At 68.5% G+C, this 16,608-nt stretch carries 18 protein-coding genes, 1 pseudogene and 1 riboswitch; of the genes and pseudogenes, 10 read left to right on the plus strand and 9 right to left on the minus strand.

Going from position 1 to position 16,608, the window contains the following annotated elements:
- Positions 1-117 precede the first annotated feature (117 nt).
- Positions 118-981: pseudogene (locus AC1MFI_RS06845) on the minus strand (aldo/keto reductase).
- Between the two features lie 380 nt (positions 982-1,361).
- On the opposite strand from AC1MFI_RS06845, the gene AC1MFI_RS06850 reads away from it, so the two are divergent.
- Positions 1,362-2,558 (plus strand): TerC family protein, encoded by a 1,197-nt coding sequence (locus AC1MFI_RS06850; protein ID WP_479820362.1) that lies wholly within the window; start codon positions 1,362-1,364, stop codon positions 2,556-2,558.
- Between the two features lie 2 nt (positions 2,559-2,560).
- Here AC1MFI_RS06850 and AC1MFI_RS06855 read toward each other — a convergent pair whose 3' ends face one another.
- From AC1MFI_RS06855 to AC1MFI_RS06870, 4 genes are all read right to left on the minus strand, one after another.
- On the minus strand, positions 2,561-3,073 hold the full coding sequence (locus tag AC1MFI_RS06855; protein ID WP_479820363.1) for a hypothetical protein: 513 nt from the start codon (positions 3,071-3,073) through the stop codon (positions 2,561-2,563).
- A 190-nt stretch (positions 3,074-3,263) separates the two neighbouring features.
- Positions 3,264-3,578 (minus strand): DMT family transporter, encoded by a 315-nt coding sequence (locus AC1MFI_RS06860; RefSeq protein WP_479820364.1) that lies wholly within the window; start codon positions 3,576-3,578, stop codon positions 3,264-3,266.
- 9 nt (positions 3,579-3,587) lie between these two features.
- Positions 3,588-3,655: riboswitch (guanidine-III (ykkC-III) riboswitch) on the minus strand.
- 60 nt (positions 3,656-3,715) lie between these two features.
- On the minus strand, positions 3,716-5,353 hold the full coding sequence (locus AC1MFI_RS06865; protein WP_479820365.1) for an ABC-F family ATP-binding cassette domain-containing protein: 1,638 nt from the start codon (positions 5,351-5,353) through the stop codon (positions 3,716-3,718).
- A 34-nt stretch (positions 5,354-5,387) separates the two neighbouring features.
- Positions 5,388-5,609 (minus strand): hypothetical protein, encoded by a 222-nt coding sequence (locus tag AC1MFI_RS06870; RefSeq protein ID WP_479820366.1) that lies wholly within the window; start codon positions 5,607-5,609, stop codon positions 5,388-5,390.
- 182 nt (positions 5,610-5,791) lie between these two features.
- Between AC1MFI_RS06870 and AC1MFI_RS06875 the strand changes: the two genes are divergently transcribed.
- Positions 5,792-7,111: a M20 family metallopeptidase gene (locus tag AC1MFI_RS06875; protein WP_479820367.1), complete on the plus strand. Its 1,320-nt coding sequence runs from the start codon at positions 5,792-5,794 to the stop codon at positions 7,109-7,111.
- A gap of 75 nt (positions 7,112-7,186) precedes the next feature.
- Positions 7,187-8,758 carry an AbgT family transporter gene (locus tag AC1MFI_RS06880; protein ID WP_479820368.1) on the plus strand — a complete coding sequence of 524 codons (1,572 nt, stop codon included), beginning with the start codon at positions 7,187-7,189 and terminating at the stop codon, positions 8,756-8,758.
- Positions 8,759-8,816: 58 nt separating this feature from the next.
- Here the strand turns inward: AC1MFI_RS06880 and AC1MFI_RS06885 are convergent, their stop codons facing one another.
- Positions 8,817-9,128 carry a hypothetical protein gene (locus AC1MFI_RS06885; RefSeq protein WP_479820369.1) on the minus strand — a complete coding sequence of 104 codons (312 nt, stop codon included), beginning with the start codon at positions 9,126-9,128 and terminating at the stop codon, positions 8,817-8,819.
- 231 nt (positions 9,129-9,359) lie between these two features.
- Here AC1MFI_RS06885 and AC1MFI_RS06890 point away from each other — a divergent pair, with 231 nt between their 5' ends.
- The 5 genes from AC1MFI_RS06890 (at position 9,360) to AC1MFI_RS06910 (ending at position 13,486) form a co-directional block, all read left to right on the plus strand.
- Complete coding sequence (locus AC1MFI_RS06890; RefSeq protein WP_479820370.1) at positions 9,360-10,352, plus strand: ATP-grasp domain-containing protein; 993 nt, start codon at positions 9,360-9,362, stop codon at positions 10,350-10,352.
- A 102-nt stretch (positions 10,353-10,454) separates the two neighbouring features.
- Positions 10,455-11,300 (plus strand): phosphatidylinositol-specific phospholipase C/glycerophosphodiester phosphodiesterase family protein, encoded by an 846-nt coding sequence (locus AC1MFI_RS06895; protein ID WP_479820371.1) that lies wholly within the window; start codon positions 10,455-10,457, stop codon positions 11,298-11,300.
- Positions 11,301-11,499: 199 nt separating this feature from the next.
- Complete coding sequence (locus AC1MFI_RS06900) at positions 11,500-11,922, plus strand: ChaB family protein (protein WP_479820372.1); 423 nt, start codon at positions 11,500-11,502, stop codon at positions 11,920-11,922.
- A 103-nt stretch (positions 11,923-12,025) separates the two neighbouring features.
- Positions 12,026-13,078 carry an iron-siderophore ABC transporter substrate-binding protein gene (locus tag AC1MFI_RS06905; RefSeq protein ID WP_479820373.1) on the plus strand — a complete coding sequence of 351 codons (1,053 nt, stop codon included), beginning with the start codon at positions 12,026-12,028 and terminating at the stop codon, positions 13,076-13,078.
- 81 nt (positions 13,079-13,159) lie between these two features.
- The gene (locus tag AC1MFI_RS06910; protein WP_479820374.1) at positions 13,160-13,486 is read left to right on the plus strand and encodes a PRC-barrel domain-containing protein; all 327 of its coding nucleotides are present in this window, start codon (positions 13,160-13,162) and stop codon (positions 13,484-13,486) included.
- Between the two features lie 58 nt (positions 13,487-13,544).
- On the opposite strand, the gene AC1MFI_RS06915 is transcribed toward AC1MFI_RS06910, so the two are convergent.
- Both AC1MFI_RS06915 and AC1MFI_RS06920 read right to left on the minus strand, forming a co-directional pair.
- Complete coding sequence (locus AC1MFI_RS06915; protein WP_479820375.1) at positions 13,545-13,811, minus strand: DUF6480 family protein; 267 nt, start codon at positions 13,809-13,811, stop codon at positions 13,545-13,547.
- A 103-nt stretch (positions 13,812-13,914) separates the two neighbouring features.
- A complete protein-coding gene (locus tag AC1MFI_RS06920; protein ID WP_479820376.1) occupies positions 13,915-14,274 on the minus strand; it encodes a hypothetical protein in 360 nt (119 codons plus the stop codon).
- A gap of 102 nt (positions 14,275-14,376) precedes the next feature.
- Here AC1MFI_RS06920 and AC1MFI_RS06925 point away from each other — a divergent pair, with 102 nt between their 5' ends.
- Positions 14,377-15,360: a bile acid:sodium symporter family protein gene (locus tag AC1MFI_RS06925; protein WP_479820814.1), complete on the plus strand. Its 984-nt coding sequence runs from the start codon at positions 14,377-14,379 to the stop codon at positions 15,358-15,360.
- A gap of 26 nt (positions 15,361-15,386) precedes the next feature.
- Here AC1MFI_RS06925 and AC1MFI_RS06930 read toward each other — a convergent pair whose 3' ends face one another.
- A complete protein-coding gene (locus AC1MFI_RS06930) occupies positions 15,387-15,713 on the minus strand; it encodes a hypothetical protein (RefSeq protein ID WP_479820377.1) in 327 nt (108 codons plus the stop codon).
- Between the two features lie 225 nt (positions 15,714-15,938).
- Between AC1MFI_RS06930 and AC1MFI_RS06935 the strand changes: the two genes are divergently transcribed.
- Positions 15,939-16,598, plus strand: coding sequence for a GNAT family N-acetyltransferase (locus AC1MFI_RS06935; protein WP_479820378.1), 660 nt, complete (start codon positions 15,939-15,941; stop codon positions 16,596-16,598).
- Positions 16,599-16,608: the final 10 nt, after the last annotated feature.

Raw genomic sequence — 16,608 nt, forward strand, 5'->3', positions numbered from 1 at the left:
CTCGCCGCCGCCGTCCTCCGGGCGGGCCGGTCCGCCGGCGGCACGGCCGCGGGCGTCCTGCTCCAGGCAGGCGCCCGCACTCCTGGCCGGAGTGCGGGCGCCGGACGTGCGGAGGGCTCAGCTCGTCGAGGAGAGGCTCTCGATCTCGTCAGCGGTGAGTTCGAGCTCCGAGGCCTGCGCCGAGTCCTGGATGCTCTCCGGACGCGAAGCACCCGGGATCGGGATGACGGTGGGGGCGAGTGCCAGTTCCCACGCCAGGCACACCTGCTGGGGGCTGACCCCGTGCTTGTCCGCGAGTTCCTGGAAGGGCGTGAACTGCTCGCCGAGCCCGCCGGCCTTCTTGATGCCGCCGAGTGGGCTCCACGGCAGGAAGGCGATGCCGTTCTCGCCGCAGTACGTCAGTTCGTCCTCGCTGGACCTGAAGGCGGGGGAGAACTGGTTCTGCACGGACACCAGCCTGCCGCCGAGGATCTCGTTCGCCAGCCTGATCTGGTCCACGGTGGCGTTCGAGATGCCCGCCATGCGGATCACGCCCTCGTCGAGCAGGTCCTTGAGGGCTCCGACCGACTCCTCGTAGGGGACCTCGGGGTCCGGGCGGTGGTACTGGTAGAGGTCGATCGCCTCGCCACCGAGCCGCTTGAGTGATGCCTTCGCGGCCTCCTTGAGATAGTCCGGGCGGCCATTGAGGGTCCAGGAGCCGTCGCCGGGGCGCAGGTGCCCGCCCTAGGTCGCAACGAGGATGCCCGTGGTGTCCGAGCCGTAGCTCGAGAGGGCCTTCGCGATGAGCGACTCGTTGTGGCCCACCTCGTCGGCGTCGCGGTGGTAGGCGTCCGCGGTGTCGATCAGGGTGACGCCGGCGTCGAGCGCGGCGTGGATGGTGCGGATGGAGCGGTCCTCGTCGGGGCGACCCTCGATGGACATGGGCATTCCGCCCAGGCCGAGGGCACTGATCGGGGTTCCGCCGATTGAGCGTTGCTGCATGGTCGTTCTCCTTCGGATAGACGTGCAGGCCTCATCGTAAGCATGCTTCGGAGTTTGTCGCGAACCACAACAAAATCCCTGGCCCCTTGTGAAGATCCTGCGCACCACCCTGCCGTCGGCGAGCGCGTCGAGGCTCCCGACGGACACCACCGCACCGCAGGCCGGGAACCAGCTCCAGGGACAGGGGGGCCTCTCCCGGTAGGGGGCGGGCAGTCCGACGGCGCGAAGCACCGCGGCGCGCCTCAGCGGGCTGATGGCACCGCCTCAGGCCACGGTACGGACTGCCCAAGTCCAGGTGGGGCCGGTACCGTTACGGGCACAAGCGAATACCGGAGCAGGACGCCACGACGCCAGCACGAATCCCGGAGGAGAGCTGCAGCATGGAAGTACCGCTTTACGTCTGGATCGCGACCGTGATCGGCATCGCCGGCCTGCTCGCGTTCGACTTCTTCTTCCACGTCCGGAAGGCACACACTCCGAGCCTCCGCGAATCCGCGATCTGGTCCTCGATCTACGTGGGCATCGCGCTGCTGTTCGGCGTCGGCGTGCTGGTCCTCGGCGGGCCCACCATGGGCACCGAGTACTTCGCGGGCTATGTCACGGAGAAGGCCCTCTCCGTCGACAACCTCTTCGTGTTCCTCATCATCATGTCGAGCTTCAGGGTGCCGCGTGCCGATCAGCAGAAGGTGCTCCTCTTCGGCATCGTGTTCTCGCTGATCGCCCGCACCGGCTTCATCTTCCTCGGCGCCGCCCTGATCAACAGCTTCGCCTGGGTGTTCTACATCTTCGGCCTGATCCTCCTCATGACGGCCGGCAACCTGCTCAAGCCCAGCGGGCACGACGACGACGGCGAGAGCGTGATCATCCGGCTCGCCAAGCGCGTCCTCCCGGCGTCGGAGCACTACGACGGGGACAAGCTGTTCACCGTCGAGGACGGCAAGCGTGTCCTGACGCCGATGCTGCTGGTCATGGTGGCCATCGGTGCCACCGACATCCTGTTCGCCCTCGATTCCATCCCCGCGATCTTCGGCCTGACCCAGAACACGTTCATCGTGTTCACCGCCACGGCCTTCTCGCTCATGGGCCTGCGTCAGCTGTTCTTCCTCATCGACGGGCTGCTGGACCGGCTGATCTACCTCTCCTACGGCCTCGCGGTGATCCTCGGCTTCATCGGCGTGAAGCTCATCCTCCACGCGCTGCACGAGAACAACCTGCCGTTCATCAACGAGGGCGAGCACGTGAACGTCGTCGAGATCAGCACCGGCCTCTCGCTGAGCGTGATCCTCGGCGTCCTGGTGGTGACCGTCCTGGCCTCGGTCCTGAGCCCCAAGGGCAAGGCCAAGAACGCCATCTCCGGAGCGAAGCGGCACGCCGCCGAGTACCTGGACCTCAACTACGAGACGGACATCGCCGAGCGCGAGAAGATCTTCGCCAGGCTGTGCGCCGAGGAAGACGACCTCAGGAAACTCCCGGAGAAGTACAAGCGCCTGATCCGCAACGAGGCCGAGTTCATGGCGATGATCCGGAAGGCCCACGCCGAGCACGACGAGGCACTCGAGCGCCAACCGGGCAGGTAGGGCTACTTCCGCTCGCCGGACACGATCCGCCCGATGACGCCGCTGTCGAGGACCTCACCGAGCAGCTCGACGGTCGCTCCGGGCGGAAGGGGGATGCCCGGGCAGCCGGTCAGGGCGCCGAGATCCAGGCCGGACAGGAAGCGTGAACCGAAGGTCTCCGCGGAGTGGGGAGCCACGAGGTCGTCCACCGGCACGCGGAGCGGAGCGTCGTGGAACCCCTCGACGTCGTCCTCCCCATCCGCGGCGTCCACGAAGCCGGGGCTCGAGGAGGACGTCCACGAGTAGGGAGCGCGGCAGAGCCCGGCCTCCTCGACGGGGCAGACGTCGTCGATGAGCTCGTTGACGGCCTGCGAGACGAGGTCGGCGTCCTCGGCATCGAACGCGTAGAGGCCGTGGAGGTACGCGTCGAACTCGAAGTAGTCGGTGAAGCCGCCCATGTTGCAGTAGTGCATCCATGTCTCATAGGCGGAGAGCCCGGCGAATTCCATCGCCGTCAGGGTGTCGTCGTTCTGCATCGCGTTCAGCTCCTCGTCGTGGCCCCCAGCTGAGCCTTCCTCGATCTTCTCGGACGCGTTTCAAGCGAACCGGCTGTCCAGGCTCAGTTTTCACGCAAGGTAGGACGGCGCACCTCAAGCCGGGAGGAGCAAAAGCAGAGGAACGGGCGCATCCCCGCCCTGCCACCGCCCAGCCGCTCGGCGCGGAGGGTCAGTGGACGATCTTGAGGCCGACGACGCCGCCGACGATCATCGCGAGGAAGACGATCTTGAGGAGCGACGCCGGTTCCGTGCCGGTGGCCATCGCGTAGATGACGGTCAGGGCGGCGCCGATGCCCACCCAGACGGCGTAGGCCGTTCCGACGGGCAGTGTGCGCATCGCATAGGCCAGTCCGGCCATGCTCGCGATGATGGCGACCCCGAACACCACGGTGGGCGCCAGCCTGCTGAAGCCTTCGGACCTGCCGAGCGCGGTGGCCCAGACGGCCTCGAGGACTCCGGACAGCACGAGGACGAGCCAGGCCATGATTCTCTCCCTGGGCCGTCTTGTCGCACACCGGGTACGGCACCCCTCGTCCGGGAGGCGACGATGACCGCCTCGCTTCCATGGTGTCACGGAACGGGTGCGGGCCGCCGTCGCGTCGGCTGCCGGGCGGCGCCCTCCTAGCCGGTGGTGACGTTGCCGTCCTCCACCTGCCAGCGCTCGTCGAGGCGGACGTTCTCCAGCAGCCTGCGGTCGTGCGTGACGAGCAGCAGGGCGCCCGTGTAGGACTCGAGGGCGTCCTCGAGCTGTTCGATCGCGGGGAGGTCGAGGTGGTTGGTGGGCTCGTCCAGGACCAGCAGGTTCACGCCCCGGGCCTGGAGCAGCGCCAGGCCGGCCCGGGTCCGCTCGCCGGGCGAGAGGGAGCCGACGACGGCGCGCACCTGGTCGGCCCTGAGGCCGAACTTGGCGAGGAGGGTCCGTACCTCGGCCTGCGACATCTCGGGGACGAGGGCCTCGAACGCCGCGCCGAGGGGAAGGGTCTCGTCGAGCTGTCCGCGGGCCTGGTCGATCTCGCCGACCGCGACACTGGAACCGAGGGCGGCCGCGCCGCCGTCGGGCGCCTGGTGGCCCAGGAGCAGGCGCAGGAGGGTGGACTTCCCGGCGCCGTTCGGGCCCGTGATGCCGATGCGCTCGCCCGCGTTCACCTGGAGCGAGACAGGACCGAGGGTGAAGCCTCCCTGCGTGGCGGAGGCGTTGTTCAGGGTCGCGACGACGGCGCTCGACCGTGGCGCGGAGCCGATGGTGAACTGCAGCTGCCATTCCTTGCGGGGCTCCTCGACCTCGTCCAGCCTCGCGATGCGCGATTCCATCTGGCGGACCTTCTGCGCCTGCTTCTCGGAGGACTCCATGCTGGCTCTGCGGCGGATCTTGTCATTGTCCGGGCTTTTCTTCATCGCGTTGCGCACCCCCTGCGAACTCCACTCGCGCTGGGTGCGGGCGCGTCCCACGAGGTCCTGCTTCTTCTCCGCGAACTCCTCGTAGGCCTCGCGGGCGTGCCTGCGGGCCACCGCACGCTCCTCGAGGAAGGCGTCGTACCCGCCGTCGTACACGGCCACCCTGTTCTGTGCGATGTCCAGTTCGACGACGGTGGTCACGCAGCGCGCGAGGAACTCACGGTCGTGGGAGACGAGGACGACGCCGCCGCGCAGGTTCTGGATGAAGGATTCGAGGCGCTCGAGGCCGGCGAGGTCGAGGTCGTTGGTCGGTTCGTCGAGGAGCACGATGTCGAAGCGGCTCAGCAGCAGGGCCGCCAGGGCCACCCGGGCGAGCTGGCCTCCGGAGAGCGCCGCGGTGGGGGTGGTCGGGTCGATGCTTCCGGCCACGTCGGCCAAGACGGACGGCACGCGGTCCTCGAGGTCCACGGCCCCCGAGGACATCCAGTGGTCGAGCGCCTGCGCGTAGGCGTCGTCGGCACCCTTCGCACCGCTCCCCAGGGCAGCGGCCGCATCCTCCATGGCCGCCGTCGCAGCCGTCGTCCCGGTGCGACGGCCGATGTACCCGGCGACCGTCTCGCCCTCGAGCCGCTCGTGCTCCTGCGGCAGCCACCCCACGAAGGCGTCGGGCGGCGTGGTCCGGACGGTGCCGGCGATCGGCGTATCTGCTCCCGCGAGCAGGCGCAGGAGCGTGGTCTTGCCCGCGCCGTTCGCACCCACCACCCCCACGACGTCTCCGGGCGCGACGGTGAGGTCGAGCTTCGAGAAGAGGGTGCGGTGGGCGTGGCCCCCGGACAGGTCCTTCGCCACGAGGGTTGCAGTCATTCCTCCAGTCTAGGAGGGGGAGACGGTCCGCAGGTCAGGCGGCGACGTGCCAGATGCTGTATTCATCAAGGCTGAGAATGGCACGGTGGCCGGCCAGGTCATCACGGACCCAGACCACCCCGAGGTCGGGTGCGGTGTCCTCGACGCACCCGCGGTAGTGCACCTCGTTCTTGCGGCGGGCCTCGACGACGGTTCCGGCGGTGAGGGAACCGAGGTCGAGGATGCGGGCGGTGCTGGGAGTGGCGATGGCGGTCATGGGTGCTCCTTGGTGGTTCAGGGTGCGGCCCGTTGAGACTGGCGGGCTGCTTCCTCCATGATTCGGGAGCGGTGTTGCCGGGATATTTCCGGAAGGTTATGTTTCCGAGGTCCGGTCGCAGTGTTACACGGCGTTCACAGGGGGGACTGCCCAGCGTGCTGATCGTTGCCTAAGCTACTCGAATGAGTGAACCCACCCCACCGGATACGGCCTACCTGGCCTCGATCGACGAGCGGACGCGAAGGCTCCTGGCGGAGGCCGTGCCGGGCCGGTCACCCTTCGACGGCGCGCCCGGCGAGCTCGCCGACGCCGTCGAGCAGGCGGTGGACGGCGTCGCGGACAGGCTGCGGCACGTGGTCCAGCACCTGCACGCCCACCCGGAGACGGCGTTCCAGGAGCACCGCAGCGCGATGCTCCTGCACCAGGAACTCACCCGCCGCGGCATCGCGGCGCGCACCGGCGTGCACGGGGTCGAGACGTCCGTGCGGGCGGAGGCGGGCAGCCCCGGACACGGCCCCACCATCGCGATCCTCGCCGAGTACGACGCCCTGCCCGGGATCGGGCACGCGTGCGGGCACAACGTGATCGCGGCCGCGGCCCTCGGCGCCTTTTCGGCGCTGGCCTCCGTGGCGGACCGGTTGCCGGGCCGTGTCCTGTTCCTCGGGACGCCCGCCGAGGAGGGGCACTCCGGCAAGGAGGTCATGGCGCGCAACGGCGCCTTCGACGGCGTCGACGCGGCCATCATGGTGCACCCCTACGGCTACGACCTCGCCGATCAGGTCTGGCTCGGGCGGCGGCTGCTGACGATCACCTTCACCGGCGTCGAGGCCCATGCCTCCGCGCAGCCCTTCATGGGTAGGAACGCCCTCGACGCCGCGAACCTCGCCTATCAGGGCATCGGACTGCTGCGGCAGCAGCTGCCGCCGTCGGACCGTGTCCACGCGACCATCACGGAGGGCGGGGAGAGCCCCAACATCATCCCGGGCCGGGCTGTCCTGAAGCTGTACGCGCGCTCGCAGCAGCCCGCGACCCTGAAGGACCTCAGCGCACGCCTCGACGACGTGGCCCGCGGCGCCGCCCTGATGACGGGGACGGGCGTGGAACTGCGCTGGGACGAGCATCCGCCGTCCCTGCCCATCCGCACCAACAGTGCGCTCACGGGCCGCTGGGTCGCGGCACAGCAGCGGCGTGGGCGTTCCCCGCTTCCTCGGGGTGTCGTCTCGGAGACCCTCGCCGCGTCCACCGACTTCGGGAACGTGAGCTACCGCGTCCCGGGGATCCATCCCCTGATCCGCATCGCGGAGCCCTCCACGGCCCTGCACACTCGCGGGTTCGCGGAGGCCGCCAGGAGCGCGGCGGCCGAGCAGGCGGCCCTCGACGGCGCCGTCGGGCTGGCCCTCACGGCGCTCGACTACCTCGTCGACGGCTCCCTGCGTGCAGCCGTGCACGAGGAGTTCGAGGACCAGGGCGGCGTCGTCGACGTCCCGTCCTACTTCGACTGAGCCGCCCGTCGCGGCGCATCGCGACGACCCGCCACACGACGCAGTATCCGTAGCATCGACCGCCAAGGAGAACGCATGTCAACCACTGCAGCACCCCGACCGGGACTGACGGACCGGTTCCTCACGGGCGTGGAGAGGGTGGGCAACAAGCTCCCCGATCCGTTCATGCTCTTCCTGATCCTCTTCGGCATCACGGCCGTGGTCACCACCGGGATGGCGCTCGCGAACGTGACCGTGCAGGTGCCCGGCGCGGACGAGGCGACGGTCATCAAGGGTCTGTTCACGGGCGAGGGCATGACGTGGCTGACGCAGAACCTGGGAGCCAACTATCTCGGCTTCCCGCCGCTGGCCACGGTGCTCCCGATCCTGCTGGCGGTCGGCGTGGCCGAGAAGTCCGGCCTGCTCGGAGCACTGATCCGGAAGGTCTTCGGTTCGGCTCCCCGGTGGGCCCTGCCGTATGCCGTCGGTTTCGTGGGCGTCGTCGGGTCCGTCATGTCCGACTCCGCCTTCGTCATCATCCCGCCACTCGCGGCGCTCGTCTTCAAGGCGGCCGGCCGGCATCCCGTGGCAGGCCTGCTCGGAGGTTTCGCGGCGGCCGGCGCGGGCTACTCGACCAACCTGCTCGTCACGAGCCTCGACGCCCTGTTCGCCGGTATCACGACGGCGGTCACGGAGAACCTGCCCAACGCGGGCGCCCCCGTCACGCCACTGTCGAACTACTACTTCAACATCGCGTCATCGCTGGTGCTGATCCTCATCGCCGGGTTCATCATCGACAGGGTGCTCGAGCCCCGGCTCGCTCGGCAGAACGTGCCCGTCGATGAACTCGTGGAGGACGGCGAGCACGCATCGGCACCCGTGGCCCTCAAGGCGGAACTGGAGCCGCAGGAAGCGCGCGGCCTGAAGTGGTCGATGATCGTCGGCCTCGTCGTCGCGCTGGTGATCCTGGTCTCCGTGATAGTGCCCGGATCGCCGTGGCGCAACGAGGCGGGCGGTTTCCTGCCACGCTCACCGCTCCTGAGCTCGATCGTCTTCATCGTGTTCCTGCTCTTCACCGTTCCCGGGCTCGTCTACGGGCGGATCGTCGGCACCATCACCACGGGGCGCGACGTGCCCCGTGTCATGGGCGAGGCCATCAAGGACATGGCCGGTTTCCTGGTCCTCGCGTTCATCCTGGGACAGTTCATCGCGCTGTTCAACTGGTCCGGTATCGGCTCCTGGATCGCGGTCGCGGGTGCCGGAGCCCTCGAGGGCATCGGGCTGACGGGCTACCCGGCGGTGCTCGCGTTCATCCTGCTGGCCTCCGTGCTGAACCTCTTCATCATCTCGGGATCGTCGATGTGGACGCTGATGGCGTCGGTCTTCGTGCCGTTGTTCGCGCTGCTCGGTTACGAGCCGGCCTTCATCCAGGGCGCGTTCCGCGTGGGCGATTCGGCGACGCAGGTCATCACGCCGCTGAATCCGTACATGATCGTGCTGCTGACCATGCTGCGCAAGTACGAGCCGGAAGCGGGCCTCGGAACGCTGATGGCCCGGATGCTTCCGTTCGTCGTGCCGTTCTGGCTCGCGTGGGTGGCCATCCTGACGGTGTTCTTCTACCTCGACCTGCCGCTGGGGCCGGGCAACGACATCTTCATCCAGCAGTAGGAGTGCAGCGGCGGGAGCCCTGCCAGGGCACCGGGACGGCGAACGTCCACGTGCAGCATCATGCCGGTTGCTGCAGCCCGCACGGTGGCTCCACCGCGACCGCGAGCTCGGACACGGAGCCGTGGAGGGCTTTCCTCCGTCCTTCGATGCGGGCAGCGTGATGCTGCATGCCGTCGATGGTCGCGGAGAGGTCAGTGAGGCACTGGTGGATCCATTCGACCGCTTCGACATCGGCGCGGGAGGCAGGGCCGGATCCGCTTCCTGCCCGCTGCAGGAGGGACCATTGATGAAGCGTCGCCTCGAGCTTCTGGATCAGTTCGAGACCGTCATCCAAGAGATCAGCAGCCTGAGTCCTCGACTGGTTGTTCATGTGTCGCTTTCCATCCGGTGGGTTCACGCAGCACGGTGCGCGAAAGGGCATCTGCCGGTGCAACCCCCGATCTCCTGCACGGCCAACGGCCATGAAAAAGCCGATAGCCACCATTATGCTGGTCGAATGTCATACGGGCTGCATTGTCAATCAAAAGGTTTGATCAAATTTCCGTGGCGTAGGCCGTGCCTTTGAGGTAAAGGAACAACTCGAAGGAATAGGGGCCGTGGAATGCCGGTTATCCGGACGAACGCATACCCGATCGGAAGGACCACCGTGACCACGGTCTACGCCCTGCACGAGAACCCGGACTGGTTCCCGCCCTTCGCCCGCGCCTTCGAGGCGGAAGGCGTGGAGGTGGTCGAATGGCTGCTGACGGACGGGGTGCTCGACCTCGACGCCGCTCCACCGGAGGGCATCTTCTGGTCGCGCATCAGCGCCTCTGCCCATACCCGCGACCACGGCCTCTCCAAGGACTACGCGCGGTCGGTGCTGTCCTGGCTCGAAGCCCACGGCCGCCGTACGGTCAACGGGCGCCGTGTCCTCGAGCTCGAGATGAGCAAGGTGGACCAGCTGACGGCGTTGAAGGCCGCAGGCATCGACACGCCCCGCACCGTCGCCGCCGTCGGGCGTGAGCGGATCGTCGAAGCCGCCAGGGGCTTCGAGACACCCTTCATCGTGAAGCACAACCAGGGCGGCAAGGGCCTCGGTGTGCGGAAGTTCGACTCGCACGAGGAGCTCGCCGAGTACGTGGCGTCGAGCGAGTTCGAGGAGCCGCAGGACGGCATCACCCTCGTGCAGGAATTCATCCAGGCCGCCGAGCCGTTCATCACGCGCGCGGAGATCGTCGGAGGGACGTTCGTGTACGCCATCAAGGCCGATACCGCGCGCGGCGGATTCCAGCTGTGCCCCGCTGACGCCTGCGCCATCGACCCGGAGACGGGCAGGCCCATCATGCCGCCCGGTGCCACCATCGCCCCCGAGCCGGATCAGCAGCTGTTCAGTCTGCGTGAGGGCTTCGACCACCCGGTCATCGCCCGGTACGAGGAGTTCGCGCGGCGCAACAACCTGGAGGTCTGCGGTATCGAGTTCATCGAGGCGGCGGACGGTCGGATCCTGACGTACGACGTGAATACCAATACGAACTACAACGCCGCCGTCGAGGCGGTGGCGCCGAAGTCCGCACCCCGGGAGTTGGTCAGGTACCTCGCCACGCTGGGGTGACCGGTCCTTCCTGTTCACCGCGGCGTCGGCCTGCGTAGGTCTGCCCATCACCTCGGCTTCCTAGCGTGGTGGGGTCACTGCACCCGAAGGAAAGCCGAAGCCATGAAGCTCCGCCCTCTCGCCGTCCTGCTCGTCTCCACCGCCTCCCTCTCCGTCGCCCTGCCGGCGACGGCCGCTCCGGTGTCCGACGACATCGTGCTCGGCACGCCGCATGCCGCGGCCCATGCGCACAACGACTACGAGCACGACCGCCCGCTCTACGACGCGCTCGAACACGGCTTCACGAGCGTGGAGGCGGATGTCTGGCTCGTCGACGGTGAGCTCCTGGTGGCACACGACCTCGAGGACGTCACACCCGGTCTGACCCTCGAGAGCCTCTACCTCGATCCGCTCGAGGACCTCGTCCAGGGCAGGGCGGGAAGCGTGTATCCCGGCTGGGACGGAGAGTTCCAGCTCCTCGTGGACATCAAGGGCGACGCCGAGCAGACGTGGGCCGCCATCGAGGCCGAACTCCACGGGCACCGCGCCATGCTCAGCCGCGTCAGCAACGGCAAGGTCAAGCAGGGCGCGGTGAGCGTGGTCATCAGCGGGAACCGGCCACTCGCGACCATGGCCGCCGATCGGCAGCGGCTCAGCTTCTACGACGGACGTGCGTCCGACCTCGGCTCGGCCCTCCCGCCGAGCCTGATGCCGCTGATCAGCAACAACTGGAACCAGCTGTTCACCTGGCAGGGTGTGGGGGAGATGCCGTCCGCCGAACGGGCCAGGCTCCAGGCGTATGTCGCCACTGCTCACCAGCAGGGGGCCCGCGTGCGTTTCTGGGCGACGCCGGACGTGCCCGGCGCCGCCCGCGAAGCAGTCTGGAGCGAGTTGGCGAACGCCGGCGTGGACCACATCAACACCGACGACCTGCCCGCTCTCGAGGCGTTCCTGGCGGCACGCGGCTGACGCATCGCGCGGCGGCGCCGTCCCGCCGAGAAGACAGCGACGGCCGGCCCGGGTGGCGCGCGCGGGCCGTTCGCGGTACCGCCCACCAGGCTCGGTGCACAGGGTCCTGAACGCCTCGGAACCGCGGGGACTCTGGGGTAGCGTGCTCGTATGCACCCGGTCGCCCGGCGGGGTGGCGCCGACCCGGAAGGACGTACCGATGTCCCGCTTCACGAAGGACGGCAAGGTCAGGTCCGAGACGCTCCCGAGCACGCTGCAACGATCCGACGAGAAGGCGCAGGACACCTTCGCCGCCACGCTTGATGCCGCCGAGGAGCAGTACGGAGACGGGGAGCGGGCACGCCGGACGGCCTTCGCCTCGCTCAAGCACGGCTTCGAGAAAGTGGGGGACCACTGGGAGCCCAAGGAGAAGAAGGGTCCGTCCGACGAGCAGGCGGCGGGCGGCGGTGCGCAGGCACGGCCGACGGCGGGCGGAGTCGATGCCAACGCCTCGAAGAAGCACCTCTACGACCTCGCGAGGAAACTCGACGTGCCGGGCCGTTCCCGCATGTCCAAGGACCAACTCGTCGAGGCGCTGCAGAAGGCGAACGACCGGGAGACACGGAGGGCGCGCGAGCTGTAGCCATTACGCAACGAAAGCATTTCCTAATTGCGATCTTATTAGGCTAGCCTTACTTCTGTCCGATCCCCCGGCCTCAGCGAGGCCACAGAAGCCAAGGAGCCTCATGGCCCCCTCCCGCCTGCGCGGCCTGGTCGCCGTCGCCGCCGTCACCGTCCTCTCCCTGTCCGCCTGCTCCACCGGTCCGGCCGAGAGCGGCTCAGCCGCCGGCGACAGCAGCGCCTCGGTCGACGCCGAGGCGTTCCCGGTCACGATCGAGCACGCCTTCGGCGAGACCACCCTGGCCGAGAAGCCGGAGCGTGTCGCAACGGTGTCCTGGGTGAATGCCGATGTCTCCCTCGCCCTCGGCGTCGTGCCGGTGGGTATGCCCACCGACACCTATGGCGGCAACGAGAACCAGTCCACGCCGTGGAAGGACGCGAAGCTCGAGGAACTCGACGCCGCCATCGGGACGGACAACGCCCCCGCCCAGTACTCCGAGGCCGACGGCATCGCGTTCGACGACATCGCTGCCACGAACCCGGACGTCATCCTCGCGGCGTACTCCGGGCTGTCGCAGGAGGACTACGACACCCTCAGCAAGATCGCCCCGGTCGTCGCCTATCCCGAGGTCGCCTATGGCACCGCCTGGCAGGACTCCACGCGCATCATCGGCGAGGCCCTGGGCCTGTCCGACGACGCCGAGGAGCTGGTGTCGGAGACGGAGCAGGCCATCGCCGACGCCGCCGCCGAGTACCCGCAGCTCGAGGGCAAGACCTTCATCTACGGCAATCTCGAACCGGCCAGCGCGGAGGGTGTCAGCATCTACACCGCCAACGACAACCGTCCCAGGTTCCTGACCGAGCTCGGCATGGTCCAGGCCGACGTCGTCACCGAGAACACGAAGGACTCCGAGGAGTTCTTCATCCCCTGGTCCGCGGAGCGCGCCAACGAGCTCGACTCCGACATCTTCGTCACCTGGGTGCCGGACGAGGGCACCAAGGAGGCCATTGCCGGTGATCCGCTGCTCGGCCAGATCCCGGCCGTGAAGAGCGGTGCGCTCGTCGCCGACAGCGACAACACGCTGACCCTGTCCGTCTCCGCAGCCAATCCCCTGAGCCTGGTCTGGGCGCTCGACCGGTTCCTGCCGATGCTCGGCGAGGCCGCGGACAAGGCCTGACGGGGATCGCCGATTGTCCTTCGGCCGCATCTCGGCTGGAATGGGAGACGAACCGATTCGTGCGACGAAAGGGAAACCCCGATGGCCCAGGCGGAAATCAACAAACTCCAGGCAGCAACGGCCTGGGACAGCAAGGGCAAGAAACTCGGAGACGTGAACGACGTCCACCTCGAGAAGGAATCCGGTATTCCCGCCTGGATCACGGTGTCGCTCGGCCTGCTGAACTCGCGCAAGCACTATGTCCCCCTCGCCAACTCGCGCTTCGAGGGTGACGCGCTCCACCTGGCATGGACGAAGGACGAGATCGCCGACGCGCCGCATGCTGCCAGTGGCCTGGAGCTCTCGGCGGAGGAGGAGTCGGCGCTCATCGACTACTACCGGCTGCGCGACGAGGCCGTGTCCTCCTAGACGGTGTCATGGCAGGAGCCCCGTCCGCTGATGCGGGCGGGGCTCCTGCCATGGGTACTCAGAACAGGTCGATGATGCCGACGATGTAGCCGACGAAGTACAGCAGCGCCAGCAGGACCACGATGCCGATGATGGTGATCCAGAGCGCCTGGCGTCCCTTGGACGGCTTTTCCTCGTCGGCGTGGCCCTGCTGCTGCCAGGCTGTGCTCGACTCCGCAGGCGGTGTCTCCCCCGGGGGCACGCCACCGCCTGGCTCCAGGCCGGTGATGTGGTTCTCCACCGGGTCGGGATTCCCTGCATTCGAGGGGTCCGGGCGTTCACTCATGCTGTCCTCCGCGTCGTTGGTCGGGCGATCCTGATCCACCCTACTCCGCGAACACTAAGCATGCTTACCGACGGGTGAGCTGTACAGCGGCGGCGCCCCGGGGTTACTGACCGAGGCCGGCGGTGCTCCCGCCGGTCGGGTCGAACCTCTGGCCGGCCGCGCTGTGCCCGGCGCCGCCGGCATCGGCTGCGCCCGGCTCATCCGCCCCGGCGCTGCCCGCCGGTGCCCGAGCGCCCTGCTCGCGGGGGGTCCAGGACATCGTGATGGCGACGCCCTCCTCGGTCTCCTCCACGAAGAGGTGCAGGTCCTCGCCGATCAGCGCCTCGTGGTGCACCGGGTCACCCGCCTCCCTCGCCATGTCCGTGAGGCGACAGATGGTCACCGCCATGGCGCGTCCCCAGTCGTGTGGATGCTTGCTGGTGGACTCCTCGGTAGCGGTGAATTTCCTGTCGGTGGTCGTCATCGTCTTCCCCTGCCGTCAGTGAGGAGATCAGTACCCTTGCTTTCGGGTGAGAGCAACTTTAGCAGTGGGTCACACGGGGTGACACGTGGTATTCCGTTAATGATGAGCAAAGAGACGTTCGAACCCCAGGCCGCGGAAGAACGCAGTGCGAGGGTCGCGGTGACACTGTTCCCGCTCCTGATCCTGGCCGGCGGGCTGGTCGCGGTCCTCACGCCGGGCACCTTCACCGGGCTGGCCCCACTGATCAATCCGCTGCTCGGGGTCATCATGTTCGGGATGGGCCTGACGCTCAGGCCGGCGGACTTCGCCCTGATCGGGAAGAGGCCTATTCCGGTGGTGATCGGGGTGGTGGCGCAGTTCGCCGTCATGCCGCTGCTGGGCTGGGGCGTCTCGATGGCACTCGGGCTTCCCCCGGCGCTCGCGGCCGGGGTCATCCTGGTCGGGTGCTGCCCCGGAGGGACCGCGTCGAACGTCGTGTCCTACCTCGCCCGGGGGGACGTCGCCCTGTCCGTGGCGATGACCTCGGTGTCCACGATCCTGGCTCCGATCCTGACGCCGGTGCTCACACTGTGGCTCGCGGGGCAGTACATGCCCGTCGACGCGACCGCCATCGGCCTGTCGATACTCCAGATCGTGCTGATCCCGGTCATCATCGGACTGGCCGTGCGGTACTTCCTTCCCCGCGTGGTCGAGCGGCTCCTCCCGGCACTGCCGTGGATCTCGGTTGGGGCCATCACCGTCGTCGTGATCGCGGTGGTCTCGGGCAGTGCCGGCATCATCTTCTCCGCCGGGCTGCTGGTCTTCGCCGCCGTGATCCTGCACAACGGCCTGGGCTACGCACTGGGCTACGGCGCTGCGCGCCTGTTCGGCCTGCCCACCGCCGCGAGGAGGACGACGGCGGTCGAGGTGGGCATGCAGAACTCCGGCCTCGCTGCCGGCCTCGCACGGACCTACCTGACGCCGGAGGCCGCGCTGCCTGGCGCGATCTTCTCGGTGTGGCACAACGTGTCCGGGGCGGCGTTGGCTGCGTACTGGCGCCGTCGCGACGCACGCACAGGTGCCCCTGCAGGCATTGCCGGCCGCTGACGCGGGTCCGCCGGCTGCCACGAGCCTCAGCCGGGGGCGCCGCCCACGCTGAGCAGCCGCCATTCGTCCCGCCGCGCGTCGAAGGCGATCCCAAACTCCAGGACGGGGGAAGCGGGCCCGGTCTGCGCCGTGAAGCGCCAGGCGGACGACGTCGTACCCCGCGCCTGCGCTCCGGTCCCATCCGGGAGCCGACCTGTCGCCGTGGACCACCGGTGGGGATCCCCGACGGCCTGCCAGATGGTGCCCCGCCACCGAAGGGCGAGTGGCGCGCCGGTCGGTGTGAAGCGGACCGCGGCGGGCTCGTCGAGAGCCCGCTCTTCTCCGCTGCCTGCGTGGATGGCCTGTGCTGTCATGCCCGCTCGTCCTTCGGTCTGCCTGCTGATCACTCCCTCCCACGATAGAACACATGTTCGATTTCCGGGAAGGGTCCGGTCCGTGCCACCAGGACCGTGAGGTGCCTCCGGGTCCTGGTGGGCGCGCTGGATGCCCTTCGGATTTTTTGGGGGTGGCACCGGCTAGTGTTCCTCGAACCACGGTCTAGTAGCAGGCTTCGGTTCCTGACCATCATCGGACTCCCCATGACAGAACTCCTGACCGATCCCGCCGGCCCGATCGGAGGCCATCCCGCATCACCTCCCGCGGACCGGCTCGTCGCCGGTGCCGAAACGGACCACGACACGCCCACCGACGCGCCTCCCACCAAGCGGGAGCGCGACGCACAGTGGATGGCGTCCGCCATCGACGCCGCCGACACGGCCTCCGTCTCGCTGGCCGATCTCCGGGTCATGGCGAACAGGATGTTCCGCCTCCTGGACTCCGACCACCCACCGATGCACGCCTTGGATCGCTACAGCGCCGCCGTCGCCGAGATCGAGCACCGTGCACGCCGGTCAGCCGCCCGTGGGGGTGCCGGCGTCCGGGACGTCTTCAAGGACTCGTCCTACAACTCACGCTTCGAGCTGTACCTCGACGGTGCCCTGGCGGCGTACATCAAGTACTCCATGCTGGCCGGTCACCTCACCCTGCGAGCGCTTGTCGAGCTGCCCGGATTCGAGGGGCGTGGCCTCGAGCCGGTACTGATGCGCAGGGCGATGCTGAACGCCCACAAGCGGCGACTCACCGTGGTGCCGGCATGTGCGGCGGCCCACACGTTCCTGGACCGGAATCCGCAGTACCGCACCCTGGCGCGCATGCCGGGCCGGCTTCCTTCCGCTGCGGCACCGGTACCCCGAGGCTAGACCGGCAGCC

The organism is Arthrobacter sp. BC5 (assembly GCF_056680255.1).